Below are 13297 nucleotides of genomic sequence, written 5' to 3'. Positions count from 1 at the left end.
ATTATTAATTTTTTAAGGTTTTGCTCAGGGGATTTTTATTTTAAGGATTGCAAGGTCATTTATTTCGGGAAGGGACTGCATGTTGAATGCCATACCTCACCAAACATATTGTATGACTTCGGTACCGCTTTGTAGATCCATATCATTTTCTTCAATGGCAATGGTGCATTTAAAAATGAAAAAATTTATGTACTTTTGCACAAATATTACTGATGTATAAGCTGATACTTCGCCCTATATTCTTTGCGTTTGATCCAGAAAAAATCCATCATTTTACCTTTTCCTTAATAAAATTCACGTCCAAAATCCCAGGTGTAAACGCTTTATTCAGACGTTTGTATGTGGTTAACGATAAGCGCCTGGAGCGGCATTTATTTGGTTTGACCTTCAAAAACCCGGTTGGATTGGCCGCAGGTTTTGATAAAAATGCAGTCTTGTATAACGAACTGGCCAATTTCGGATTTGGTTTCATTGAGATAGGCACGGTCACGCCCAAAGGGCAACCGGGGAATCCTAAAAAACGCTTATTTAGATTAAAAGACGATCAAGGGATTATAAATCGAATGGGATTCAATAATGATGGGGTGGAGGCTGCTATTTTACAATTGAAAAAGAATAGGGGCCGGTTGATTATCGGCGGAAACATTGGAAAAAATACAAGTACACCTCCTGAAGCCTATACCAGGGATTATTTGGAATGTTTTAATGCCTTGCATCCCTATGTGGATTACTTTGTACTTAATGTAAGTTGCCCGAATGTGGAAAGTCATGCCAAATTGAATGACAAGGATTATTTAGAGGAGCTTATCCGCGAAGTCCAAATGGCCAATTCGACGTTCGAAAAACAGAAACCCATTTTATTAAAAATAGCACCGGATTTAAACAACGGGCAACTGGATGAAATTATAGAATTGGTAAAGGATACCCACTTGGATGGTGTTATTGCAAGTAACACCTCAACCGGGCGAACCGGTTTAAAAGCCTCTAAAGCGCAATTGGAGGCCATTGGCCTCGGGGGATTAAGCGGGCAACCCATTAAGGATAAAAGTACCAGAGTAATCCGATACCTTTCTGAACACAGTGGGAGGGCCTTCCCCATAATTGGTGTGGGGGGTATCCATTCCGCAACCGACGCCTTGGAAAAAATTGAGGCGGGCGCAGACCTGGTTCAGGTGTACACCGGTTTTATTTATGAAGGACCATCCCTGGTCAAATCAATTAACCAAGCCTTACTGAAAAACTAGTTTTTGTATTTTACCGGGGCCATGTTCAGTGTTTAATTTGACGAGGTACAGCCCTTTTTTTAAAGGCCCAAGGTCTATATGCTCTACATTTGTATGTTCCGAGATACTAACAAGGCGCATTAATTGTCCGACACTATTATAAATTTCAATGTTTTTCAGTCTGGTACCCCCGACATTAGAAATGGAAATAGTACCATCCGTGGGGTTGGGAAATATGCTAATATCATTTAGCGTGTTTTCATTAAGGCCCAATACGGATTGCAGTATCACCGTAAGGGTTCCAATGGATTGACCATTAAAGGGTGCCCCGTCAATGCGGGCTATTCCAACAGGAGGAGTGCTGATACTATTATCGGAATTATAATGGATACCATCGTCTGTTCCTGCATCGTAGGCAAAAACATCCATGGAAAAGGAAGATTTCCAAGCCAGGTTGTCCACAGTTCTTAGATTTAAACTGTTTATGGCAATGAACCAATCCGGACTGGGTGCTATCATGGCAACTAAGGTGAGTAGCGGATGGTCTTCACTTACTTGGATACCTGTTATTGTTGCCGAACTTATGGCATCATGCGGTGAAAAGACGCCTTGCAACCATTGGTCTGCCTTACCCGATGACATAGCTTCATGTACTTCGCTTTCAAAAAGGGTATTCGAACCCAGTTCGGCAACATCTTTAATGCCGTTTGAAGCCAATTGGCCAATTTCTAAAAAGGTGTTGGGCAGGTGGTGTGTGGCTCCAACCAAATCCGACCAATGGGCGTTTGCAGGGATCGAGGTATGATCGGATGCATTCCAAATGCTTGTAAAGGTCAGCTCATAAATGGCTGTACTTTGCCCATGCACTATGGTGATGGTAAGAAATAGCCATACAAAAAAAAGAGAATCTAACCTGTAAAAATGTGGCATCCTGTGGTAATAAGCTTAAATTTTATGTCGATATCATTGCAGAGGTCTTACAAAATTTGTAGTATTTTTATCGGAATTTTAAACGCGTTATGAGCAAACCTGTTAAGATTATTGAGTGTCCTCGTGATGCAATGCAGGGCATCAAGCAGTTTATCCCTACCGAACGTAAGGTGCAGTATATTCAGGCCTTGTTGCGTGTTGGGTTCGATACCATAGATTTTGGCAGTTTTGTATCTCCAAAAGCGATCCCTCAAATGGTGGATACCGCGGCCGTTTTGGCACAGCTCGATTTGAGTAAAACCCCGAGTAAATTATTGGCTATTATCGCCAATACCAGAGGCGCTAAGGATGCCTGCCAATATGAGGAAATCGATTACTTGGGATATCCTTTTTCCATCTCTGAAAACTTCCAAATGCGAAATACCCATAAGACCATTGCTGAATCTGTTGTGGTCCTTTCGGAGATTATGGAAATCGCGAATACCTTTAATAAAGAGGTCGTGGTTTATATTTCCATGGGATTTGGAAATCCGTATGGCGACCCCTGGAATGTGGAAATTGTGAGTGAATGGACCGAGAAACTGGCAGCCATGGGAGTACGGATTTTGTCTTTAAGCGATACCGTGGGGACCTCCAACCCGGAAACGATAGCGTACCTGTTTTCTAATTTAATTCCACTATATCCCCATATTGAATTTGGCGCCCATTTGCATACCACCCCCTCAACCTGGTTTGAAAAAGTAGATGCGGCATTTCAAGCGGGTTGTAGGCGTTTTGACGGTGCTATACAAGGTTTTGGAGGCTGTCCCATGGCAAAAGATGAACTTACTGGAAATATGCCTACCGAAAAGTTATTATCCTATTTTACTTCAAATAAAACCAATCCCCTTAATGCCCTAAGTTTTGAAAGCGCTTATAACGAGGCCTCTAAAATATTTAATTTTTATTATTAATTTTTTTACAGATTTAAACTACTGAAAATTATCAGGTTATAGGGTGGTGGATGTTCTTTATTTAAAATTAATCTAAATAAAGTTTGCGCAATACGTTCTGTGTTTTATCTTTGCAACTTCAAAATCTATGTTATTTATAATTAATCTAAATAAATATAATAATCAATCTAACCATGAAAAAAATAGTCGTACTTTTTACAATGTTTACCGTTTTAATTTCCGCTGCACAGACTATGCAGGATTCCATTACTTTTGACCCTCAAAAACAATTAAATGCCGCACAGCGATTACTTTCGGGTAATTACGGTAAAGCGGTTACGGTAGGTGCTTATGGCGAATTGACCTATAATCAGCCGGAAGCAAAAAATGGAGAGTTGGACGTGCAACGATTAGTCCTTCTCTTTGGTTATAAATTCAATGATAAAACCCAGTTTGTCACTGAATTGGAACTCGAACACGTAGAAGAAGTTTTTGTTGAACAGGCTTTTGTTAACTATGCCATTGCCTCTAATGTTAGTCTTCGGGGAGGATTAATGTTAGTGCCTATGGGTATTGTTAACGAATTTCACGAACCAACCACATTCAATGGTGTTGAGCGTCCCGCCGTTGATAACGTTATAGTGCCCTCCACTTGGAGAGAAATAGGGGTTGGTGTTACCGGTAGATTCAATGATTTATCATTGGGTTATCAGGCTTATGTGTTTAATGGATTTAAGTCCACGGCTTCCGATGGCCAATCCGGGTTAAGCGGATTTTTAAGTGGATCAAGTGGATTACGTGGCGGTCGTCAAAAAGCGATTCAATCTACCGTGGATAGTCCAACCTTATCTGTAAAATTGGATTATTATGGTTTGCCGGGATTGCGATTGGGGCTGTCCGGCTATACCGGCAAAACACAAGCTGAAGATGATATTGAGGAATTCGATGGGGCCAATATTGGAGTGACCATGTTAGGGTTGGACGCACGTTATGCCTATCAAAGATTTACCGCCCGCGGGCAATTTATCTATGCCAGCCTAAAGGACACGGAGGCTTATAATCTTGCCACGGGAAAGGATTTGGGGAGTGTTTTACAAGGTTGGTATTTGGAAGGGGCATACAACCTATTACCGCAGAACAATCAGCAACGCTTATTTGCCTTTTTGAGATATGAACAATACGACACACATGCGGATACAGCAGGTTCCTTAGTAAGAAATGATGCTTACAATCGAACGGATATCACCACCGGATTGAGCTACCATATCGCCCCCGGTGTCGTGCTTAAAGGCGATTACCAATTTAGGGATAATGGCTTGGCAGGCGACCAGGTTGACGATAGGCTAAACTTTGGAATAGGCGTTTGGTTCTAGGCATGGCTTATATGAAATGAACCGTTAACAAGATACTTAGTGCCAATACACCACTTAGTGTCTTGTTTCTTGGATTTAAAAAGAATACTTTTGCATTATGGGTAACAAACAAGGTTTTATAGTTTTACTGGCTTTACTTCTGATGGCTTTTGGGATACCAAAGCATATTAAAAAGAAGGTGGAAAAGGAGATTAAAGACACCTTCGAAGTGGACCAATTTAATGTAACCAGTCTTTCTATTCCCTCGGAAATAGCCCAGGATTTACCGGCCACCTTCGGTGCAGACAATTTATTTAAAATTGAAGATAACGAAAAGGTATTAGGTTATGCCTATACCGCGAAGGCCCCGAGTAAGACCGCAGAGTTCGATTATCTCGTATTGCTAGATAAAGACTGGATTGTTTTAAAGGCCAAAGTCTTAATTTATCGGGAAGAATACGGCGGCGAGATAGGTAGTAAACGATGGTTGAAACAGTTTATCGGCAAATCGCAGAACGATGAGTTAACCTATGGAGACAATATCGTTGCTATTGCCGGAGCAACCATTTCGGTGCGTTCCATGACTACGGCGATGAACAATTTTTTACAATCCTTAAAAATCCTTCATACTAAAAATGTGTTATAGATGCAGTTGAACGGCTTAATACTTACCCTACCAAAAGAACTCAAATTATTAATTGGAACCTTTTTAATCGTATTGAGTATTGGCTTTTTTACGGGTCTGTTATTTGTTGGCGAAACGTCTTCACTAAATCCCGGAGGAATTGAGGAAAATTATTTGGGCAATGAGGACCAAGAACAGGTAGAAGTGATGCGCTTTAAAAAAAGTGATCACGAGATGCTTACCCTGGTGCATAACCACGTATTGTCCATGGCCATAATATTTTTTCTATTGGGCTTGATTGTGTCCATGACAAAACTTTCTAAAAAGGTCAAGTTATTTTTAATTATTGAACCCTTTTTCTCGGTTCTATTTACGTTTGGAGGGCTTTATTTACTCTGGAAGGGCATCCTGTGGATGAAATATATCGTCATGATCTCCGGAATTTTGATGACTCTTTCCTTTACTCTGGCTGTAATAATTGTTCTGTATCAGTTAAGTCTAAAATATCATCCAGAACCATTACCCTAATAATCAATTACCCCATAAAGGGGCCTTATGGAGTCTCAACCAACTTGTTTAGATCGAATTGTGCCTGTCAAAGGATGATGAACAACCCATTTTATGAGTTAAACCATAGAGGAATTCTTGAGATTCAAGATTGAGGTACAAAGCACGAAACGCAAACACTATACGCTTCACCGGGCCGCTTTCCCATTGCATTATACAAATGGTTTTAAGTCCTTTAAAAATGATGTTCCTACCTCCCAAACCAATGTTCACAGGTAAGGCAGGTAAAAGTTGTTCATTATATGTTTTTTGGTTACTTTTAATGATTCCTTGGTCTGCAATACCTGTATAGCAACCAACTTTAAAAAACCAAGTAAAATGAATACAAAACAAATAAAGGCTTTTGGTACAGAAGCCGCTGATGCCGCTCTGGAACCATTAGCCATTACTAGAAGAGCAATATTGCCAAATGATGTTGAAATAGATATTGAATATTGTGGTGTTTGTCATTCCGATTTGCATTTTGCGAGAAACGATTGGGGGTTTTCAGTTTACCCGGTGGTGCCGGGACATGAAATAGTAGGCACCGTTACTCAAGTTGGAGACAAGGTAACCGCTTATAAGGTAGGAGATGTGGTTGCTGTTGGCTGTTTAGTCGATTCGTGCAGAAGCTGCAATAATTGCAAAGCAGATCTCGAACAATATTGCCCGGAGTGGGTTGGTACTTATGGGGGACATGATAAGCATCTGGATATGCAAACGTTTGGAGGCTATTCTGAAAGTATCGTTGTGGATGAGCATTTTGTATTGAGGGTCCCGGATAACCTCGATAAGGCCGCCATTGCACCTGTACTCTGCGCCGGTATTACCACCTGGTCTCCTTTAAGACATTGGAACGTTGGAAAGGGGACTAAAGTTGCTGTTGTAGGGTTAGGGGGATTAGGGCATATGGCCATAAAGTTGGCCGATGCACTCGGAGCAGAGGTCACTTTGCTTTCAAGATCCCCGAGTAAAACGAAGGACGCAATGGATCTTGGAGCCGATCATGTGGTCATATCAACGGATGAGTCGCAGATGGCTGAGGTGCAGGGGGTTTTTGATCTTATAATTGATACCGTTCCCTATATTCATGATATCAATCCTTATGTGGGCACCCTGGCCACCAATGGCACCTTGGTTTTAGTAGGATATTTGGGACCATTAGATCCCATGCTGAATTCCATGCCCATGATTATGGGGCGTAAAAACGTTGCGGGATCTTTGATAGGGGGTATAGCAGAAACACAGGAACTATTGGATTTCTGTGGAGAACACGGCATTACTTCGGAAATTGAAATGATTCGGATACAAGATATAAATACAGCCTATGAACGCATGCTTAAAAGTGATGTGCACTATCGCTTTGTAATCGACATGGCCTCATTGAAACCCTAAGCGGATGGTGTAAAGGGGGCCGGTCCCTTCTTTTTGATGAACCTGTTTTAACAGATGGCGTAGTTCACTGTGGTTACCTGAGACCTTAGTATTTTTCGACCCCCGTTTTTTGGAAATGACACCGCGCCTAAATAAGGTGTTATTTGTTAAGTCATAATGGAAAAAAATATGTAAATTTGCACGCAATTATAACGTAATTGCACATGACTGCACATCAAAACAAAATAGTTGGCGAAGGTCTTACTTATGACGACGTCCTGTTAGTTCCAGCATTTTCAGAAGTCCTACCACGCGAAGTGAACATTCAAACTCAATTTACGCGTAATATTACCATTAATGTACCTATTATATCGGCGGCAATGGATACCGTTACCGAAAGTAAAATGGCTATAGCCATGGCTCAGGAAGGGGGTATTGGAGTACTCCACAAAAATATGACCATTGAAGCCCAGGCCCTGAAAGTAAGACGTGTTAAACGCGCCGAAAGCGGGATGATTATAGATCCTGTAACTTTGCCGCTTACCGCAAAAGTTATTGATGCCAAGCAGTCTATGGCTGAGCATGGTATCGGAGGCATACCCATAGTAGATGAAGACGGTAAATTAAAGGGCATTGTGACCAATCGTGATTTACGTTTTGAGCATGACATTAAAAAACCCATTGTTGAGGTGATGACCAGCGAAAATTTGGTTACCGCCTCGGTTGGGACCTCCCTGATGGATGCCGAAGCTATACTTCAAGCCCATAAAATAGAAAAACTGCTTATTGTTGACGAGGATTATAAATTATGCGGATTAATTACCTTCAGGGATATAACCAAGTTAAGTCAAAAACCCATTGCCAACAAAGATCAATATGGCCGACTGCGAGTTGCAGCAGCCATTGGTGTTACCGGAGATGCCGTAGATAGAGCTGAGGCATTGGTTAATGCCGGCGTTGATGCCGTGGTGATCGATACGGCACATGGACATACCAAAGGTGTGGTAGGGGTCTTAAAGGAAATTAAGAAAAAATTTCCCGAATTGGATGTGATTGTCGGTAATATCGCGACGGCAGAAGCTGCGAAATATTTGGCCGAATCTGGAGCCGATGCGGTAAAAGTTGGGATTGGCCCGGGGTCTATATGTACAACGCGTGTTGTCGCAGGTGTAGGATTCCCTCAATTTTCTGCCGTATTGGAGGTAGCTGCAGCTTTAAAAGGAAGTGGTGTACCTGTTATTGCCGATGGCGGTATTCGATATACTGGGGATATACCCAAAGCCATTGCTGCCGGTGCAGACTGTGTGATGTTAGGATCTCTGTTGGCAGGGACCAAAGAATCTCCCGGTGAAACCATTATTTACGAAGGGCGTAAATTTAAGTCCTATCGTGGCATGGGTTCGGTGGAAGCCATGAAAGAAGGTAGTAAGGATAGATATTTCCAGGATGTTGAGGACGATATTAAAAAATTAGTACCCGAGGGTATTGTTGGACGGGTACCCTACAAAGGAGACCTGTACGAAAGCATCCATCAGTTTATTGGTGGTTTAAGAGCAGGTATGGGGTATTGCGGGGCTAAGGACATTGCAGCTTTAAAGGAAAATGGACGCTTCGTTAAAATAACTTCGAGTGGGATCAATGAAAGCCATCCCCACAACGTGACCATTACCAAGGAGTCTCCGAATTATTCGAGGTAAAGGATAATTATAATAAAGCAAATAACACTAATACATCTGTAAAAGGATTTGAGCTTGCACGTCTTTTTCCGTTTGGTGTTAGGGGCAGATAAAAAGGGGGCTGACCACCTGTATAGTGAGATCAACCAAGCTGATGTAATATCTGCATCCCGGCCTGTAGTTATTTCCTTCAGGGAGATCGTCAGTTTTACCTGTATGTCATTATGGGAAGGCGTATGGCCATTAGGGAGGCCAATCTTAAATCGGGAATAGTAGCAGTATATCCTTATACTGAAATTTCAATGTAAAGGTTTAACTCATAATTTGATACTAGAATTGCTTTTTATTCGTTGTATTAAACGACTTGTAATATAGGTATATATTACTATTTTTGTGACTTGCTAAAGCTATTTAACCAAATGAAGATAAAGTATTTTTCAGTTGTATTCGTTCTATTTCTTTTTATAAAAACCTATGCGCAATCCCATGAAGACCCCATGCTTTTTTCGGTGGATGGCGAACCGGTTTATGTGTCGGAGTTTTTAAGGGTGTATAATAAAAACCTCGACCTGGTCCAGGATGAATCGCAAAAGGATGTAGATGAATATTTATCGCTCTACATCAATTATAAGCTAAAATTAAAAGAGGCCAAAGCCCTGGGTTTGGATAAAAAAGAAAGCTACAGTCGTGAACTCAATACCTATAGAAACCAATTGGCCAAAAGCTATATTTCAGATTCCAGGGTAACAGAGGCCCTGGTAAAGGAAGCTTATGACCGTATATCCCATGATGTAAAGGCCAACCATATTTTGGTTCGGGTAGATGAAAATGCAAGTCCTCAGGATACATTAGCGGCATATCATGAAATACATAAGCTTAGGGAACGTGCATTGAACGAAGGTTTTGAAGTGGTAAGAAAACAAGTTCACGACGGGAAAACTATTTTTGGAGAGGAATTAGGATATTTTACAGGGTTTAAAATGGTTTATAAATTTGAAAATGCAGCCTTCAATACCCCCGTTGGAGCAATTTCAATGCCTTTTAGAACGCGATTTGGATATCATATTCTTAAAGTTTTTGATAAGAGAAAATCACGAGGGGAAAGAACGGTGGCTCATATCATGATTGGATTTAATAGCAAGGACACCCTTCATGGAAGCCCCGAAACCAGGATTCATGAGATTTATAAAAAAATAAATCAAGGCAGTGATTTTGAAGTATTGGCCAAACAGTTTTCAGAGGATAAAAGCTCTGCATCAAAAGGAGGCCTGTTGAAACCCTTTTCGGGAGGTCAATTAAGTGCACCGGAATTTGAAGAGGTCGCTTTTAGTTTAGAGCATATAGGAGATGTATCGCAGCCCTTTAAAACGAAGTTTGGATGGCATATTGTTAAACTTTATGAGAAAACACCTGTGGCTCCTTTTGAAGTCATGAAACCTGAGTTGGAAGTGAAGGTGAAACGGGATGACAGGTCCCGACTTATTGATGAAGCACTCTATGCGAAATTAAGACAACGTTACAAGGTGGGCAGTGAGCCACCGGCATTAGACTATTTTGCGTCCCTGTTAAATGAGAATTATTTTACCCGAAGTTGGAGACTTCCCGAAGATTTTCAGGGAAATAAACCCCTAATTACCATTGGTGATCGGACATTGACCTACAACGATTTTGGATCCTATCTGCTAGACAGTCAACGTGGGTTTAATAACAGAGCACCCTTTAAAGATGTGGTTTTGAAACATTATAATGCGTTTTTAAATCGTAATTTAGTGACCTATCGGGAAGATAATTTGGAACAGGAAAACAAGGATTTTGCTCTTATAATGGGTGAATACAGAGATGGGTTGTTATTGTTTGATCTTATGGAGTCTACCATTTGGAATGCCGGAAACGATTCAACCGAATTACAACAGTTCTATGAAACCCATAAATCTAATTACCATGTTCCTGAGCGGATCGATGCGATAGTCGCCTCATCGTCTCAGCAAAAAACCTTAAAGAAAGTCGCTCAATTATTGGAACAGGGGCTGGCTTTGGATAAAATTAAAAATCTGGTAAACAGTAACACCAATATCGAGGTGATTTTTACGACGGGGATCATGGATGCCGGTCATCAGGCGCTTCCTGAAGCCTATACTTTTAAAATGGGTTTATCGAAAATTTATCGGCATAACTCAGGCTTTGTTTTGGTGCAAACCAAGGAGATACTTCCCGCATCCATAAAATCCTTTGACGAGGCCAAAGGCGCTGTTATAAGTGACTATCAGGACTTTAAGGAGGAAAATTGGGTCAAGGCGTTACGCAAGAAATACGAGGTACGTGTCGATCAAAAAGTACTGGATCAAGTAAAGCAAACCGTTAAAAATAATTAGGTGTATTTTAGAATTTGGATAGTCTTATCATGTAGCATTATAACGTCCTGTAAATTTTTTAAAACTACAGACGACCGTGTGGCTATTGCCCGTGTAAATGATTCTTTTTTGTATGAAGAGGATATCCAGGGATTGATCTCCGAAGATACATCCAGGGAAGATAGTATACTTTTGGTTCAAAACTATATTAAGAGTTGGGCGACGCAGCAGTTACTTTTAGATGGTGCCAAACTCAATTTAAGTGTGAACAAACAGGAAACCTTCAATAGATTGGTTAATCAGTATAAAAATGATTTGTATGCCAAGGCCTATTTGGAAGCTTTGGTTAGCCGAAGTGTGGACACTGTGGTCGCTATTGAGGAGGCAGAGGCCTATTACCTTGAAAACAAAGCTATATTTAAACTTAATGAGGAATTGGTTAAGTTCAGGTACATCAATGTTGTAGAGACTATTAATAACTTTAAAAACATAGAAAAGCGATTCAAGCGTTTTAATGCAGAGGATAAAAATGAACTCGATTCGCTATCCATTCAGTTTAAATCCTATTCATTGAACGATTCCATTTGGGTAAAAGTGAGTCAGGTTATAGATAAGATTCCGGTTTTAAATTCTGAGAATAAAAACCAATTGTTAAAAAAATCTAATTTTATACAACTCAAAGATTCATTAGGAGTATATTTGATGCAAATTAACGATGTTCTATTACGCAACGAAACGGCCCCGTTGGAATACGTGAAGCCAACCATTGATCAAATCGTTGTTAACAAGAGAAAATTGGAGCTCATTAAGCAAATAGAAAAAGACATTACAAAAGATGCAATTAAAAATAAGCAATTTGAAATTTTCAAATAATTTCAGGTTAAAAATAGTATTTGGCCTGTCTATCTTTACCTTAAACCTCATCTCCGCACAAGAGGTTATTGAAGAGGAGGACCTGGAAGTTAAAGCAGCTGTTAAAACGGTGGATACAACCAATGCCGTTAAGGTAGATGGTGTAGCGGCAGTAGTGGGAGACTATATTATTCTGGAGTCCGATATTCCTAAAAACAGGATCCAACTCGAAGCAAGCGGATATAATACCAAAGATATTTCTAATTGCGAGTTAATGGGAAAGCTGTTGGAGGATAAATTGTATGCACATCATGCTATTCAAGACAGTATTGAAGTGTCTGATGCTGACATTCGCAGAAACGTAGATTATCAGATTGAACAATTTTTACAGCAGGTGAACGGTTCCATGGAACGGCTGTTGGAATTTTATAAAAAGGAAGACGAAAAGAGTTTCAGGGATGAAATGTTTGAAATTAATAAAGCGAACCAATTAGCTGCGCGAATGCAATCCAAAGTTGTTGAAGACGTCGAGATTACGCCCGAAGAGGTACGAGCCTATTTCAATAATATTCCTGAAGATGAACGCCCTGTTTTTGGAACCACATTGAAGGTTGCCCGTATTGTATCCAAACCGAAAGTATCGGAGGAGGAAAAGCAAAAAGTTATCGATAGACTTAACGAATTTAAAGCCGATGTTGAGGAAAATGGTGCCAGTTTTCGATCTAAGGTTATTTTATATGGTGAAGACCCCGGTTTAAAACAGTCGGGTTATAAATATACCTTACACAGAAAACAACCCAGAATGGTGAAGGAATTTCGGCAGGTGGCATTTTCCCTTCAGGAAGGCGAGATATCCGAACCCTTTGAAACCGACTTTGGCTTTCATATCATTCACCTGCAGAAAATTAGAGGGCAGGAATATGATGTAAGCCATATTTTATTAAGACCGAAAGTATCCGATGAGGCCATAAAAGAAGCCAAAGACCGCTTGGAAAAAATTAGGCAGCGCATTGTTAATGGGGACATTTCATTTGCGGATGCTGCACTGGAGGCCAGTGATGAAGAAGAAACTCGAGCGGAGGGAGGACAGCTAATAAATCCAACAACCCAGGACTATAATTTTGAATTGACCAAAATGGATACGGACTTATACACACAAATTCAAAACCTGGAGGATGGAGAGGTGAGTCTTGTATTGAGCGATCAGGAACGCACCGGGGATATTAAATTTGTAATACTAACCGTTACAGATCGCGTGGATGAGCATAAGGCGGATTATGCCCAGGATTTTTTAAAAATTAAGGACCTGGCTCTGCAAGAAAAAAGAATTAGGGCCATAGAGAAATGGCAATCAGAAAAAATTATGGATACTTATATTAAAATAGGAGGAGAATATAGAGATTGTGATTTTTCTAGTAACTGGTTAAAAAAATAAT

The 13297-nt window shown here is 40.5% G+C and carries 11 protein-coding genes; 10 read left to right on the top strand and 1 reads right to left on the bottom strand.

Annotation, left to right across the window (positions count from 1 at the left end; translation table 11 throughout):
• Positions 1 to 212: 212 nt before the first annotated feature.
• Positions 213 to 1244 carry a quinone-dependent dihydroorotate dehydrogenase gene (locus MR054_RS00210; RefSeq protein ID WP_242155077.1) on the top strand — a complete coding sequence of 344 codons (1032 nt, stop codon included), beginning with the start codon at positions 213 to 215 and terminating at the stop codon, positions 1242 to 1244.
• Here the strand turns inward: MR054_RS00210 and MR054_RS00205 are convergent.
• A complete protein-coding gene (locus tag MR054_RS00205) occupies positions 1230 to 2153 on the bottom strand; it encodes a T9SS type A sorting domain-containing protein (protein WP_242155075.1) in 924 nt (307 codons plus the stop codon). The two genes, MR054_RS00210 and MR054_RS00205, sit on opposite strands and share 15 nt — an antisense overlap.
• An 89-nt stretch (positions 2154 to 2242) precedes the next feature.
• Between MR054_RS00205 and MR054_RS00200 the strand changes: the two genes are divergently transcribed.
• The 9 genes from MR054_RS00200 (at position 2243) to MR054_RS00160 (ending at position 13296) form a co-directional block, all read left to right on the top strand.
• Positions 2243 to 3106, top strand: a complete 864-nt coding sequence (locus MR054_RS00200; RefSeq protein ID WP_242155074.1) for a hydroxymethylglutaryl-CoA lyase — start codon at positions 2243 to 2245, stop codon at positions 3104 to 3106.
• Positions 3107 to 3279: 173 nt separating this feature from the next.
• Entirely contained in the window at positions 3280 to 4458 is a 1179-nt protein-coding gene (locus MR054_RS00195; protein ID WP_242155072.1) for a hypothetical protein, read from the top strand.
• Positions 4459 to 4555: 97 nt separating this feature from the next.
• The gene (locus MR054_RS00190) at positions 4556 to 5083 is read left to right on the top strand and encodes an FMN-binding protein (protein WP_242155069.1); all 528 of its coding nucleotides are present in this window, start codon (positions 4556 to 4558) and stop codon (positions 5081 to 5083) included.
• A complete protein-coding gene (locus MR054_RS00185; RefSeq protein WP_242086192.1) occupies positions 5084 to 5590 on the top strand; it encodes a hypothetical protein in 507 nt (168 codons plus the stop codon).
• 357 nt (positions 5591 to 5947) lie between these two features.
• Positions 5948 to 7003, top strand: a complete 1056-nt coding sequence (locus MR054_RS00180) for an NAD(P)-dependent alcohol dehydrogenase (protein ID WP_242155067.1) — start codon at positions 5948 to 5950, stop codon at positions 7001 to 7003.
• Between the two features lie 203 nt (positions 7004 to 7206).
• On the top strand, positions 7207 to 8679 hold the full coding sequence (guaB, locus tag MR054_RS00175; RefSeq protein ID WP_242155065.1) for an IMP dehydrogenase: 1473 nt from the start codon (positions 7207 to 7209) through the stop codon (positions 8677 to 8679).
• Between the two features lie 398 nt (positions 8680 to 9077).
• Positions 9078 to 11030, top strand: coding sequence for a peptidylprolyl isomerase (locus MR054_RS00170; protein ID WP_242155057.1), 1953 nt, complete (start codon positions 9078 to 9080; stop codon positions 11028 to 11030).
• Positions 11031 to 11882 carry a peptidyl-prolyl cis-trans isomerase gene (locus tag MR054_RS00165; protein WP_242086207.1) on the top strand — a complete coding sequence of 284 codons (852 nt, stop codon included), beginning with the start codon at positions 11031 to 11033 and terminating at the stop codon, positions 11880 to 11882. It abuts the gene before it with no gap.
• Entirely contained in the window at positions 11866 to 13296 is a 1431-nt protein-coding gene (locus MR054_RS00160) for a peptidylprolyl isomerase (RefSeq protein WP_338081484.1), read from the top strand. Before MR054_RS00165 ends, MR054_RS00160 begins: the two co-directional genes overlap by 17 nt.
• Position 13297: the final 1 nt, after the last annotated feature.

Source organism: Aestuariivivens sediminis (assembly GCF_022662105.1).
Lineage (GTDB): Bacteria > Bacteroidota > Bacteroidia > Flavobacteriales > Flavobacteriaceae > Aestuariivivens > Aestuariivivens sediminis.
This window is presented reverse-complemented; position numbering and strand designations above follow the sequence as displayed.

Bases quoted from the DNA above. Each gene is read 5' to 3' on its own strand.
- MR054_RS00210 (WP_242155077.1), top strand. From the start codon at position 213: ATGTATAAGCTGATACTTCGCCCTATATTCTTTGCGTTTGATCCAGAA.
- MR054_RS00205 (WP_242155075.1), bottom strand. From the start codon at position 2,153: ATGCCACATTTTTACAGGTTAGATTCTCTTTTTTTTGTATGGCTATTT.
- MR054_RS00200 (WP_242155074.1), top strand. From the start codon at position 2,243: ATGAGCAAACCTGTTAAGATTATTGAGTGTCCTCGTGATGCAATGCAG.
- MR054_RS00195 (WP_242155072.1), top strand. From the start codon at position 3,280: ATGAAAAAAATAGTCGTACTTTTTACAATGTTTACCGTTTTAATTTCC.
- MR054_RS00190 (WP_242155069.1), top strand. From the start codon at position 4,556: ATGGGTAACAAACAAGGTTTTATAGTTTTACTGGCTTTACTTCTGATG.
- MR054_RS00185 (WP_242086192.1), top strand. From the start codon at position 5,084: ATGCAGTTGAACGGCTTAATACTTACCCTACCAAAAGAACTCAAATTA.
- MR054_RS00180 (WP_242155067.1), top strand. From the start codon at position 5,948: ATGAATACAAAACAAATAAAGGCTTTTGGTACAGAAGCCGCTGATGCC.
- guaB (WP_242155065.1), top strand. From the start codon at position 7,207: ATGACTGCACATCAAAACAAAATAGTTGGCGAAGGTCTTACTTATGAC.
- MR054_RS00170 (WP_242155057.1), top strand. From the start codon at position 9,078: ATGAAGATAAAGTATTTTTCAGTTGTATTCGTTCTATTTCTTTTTATA.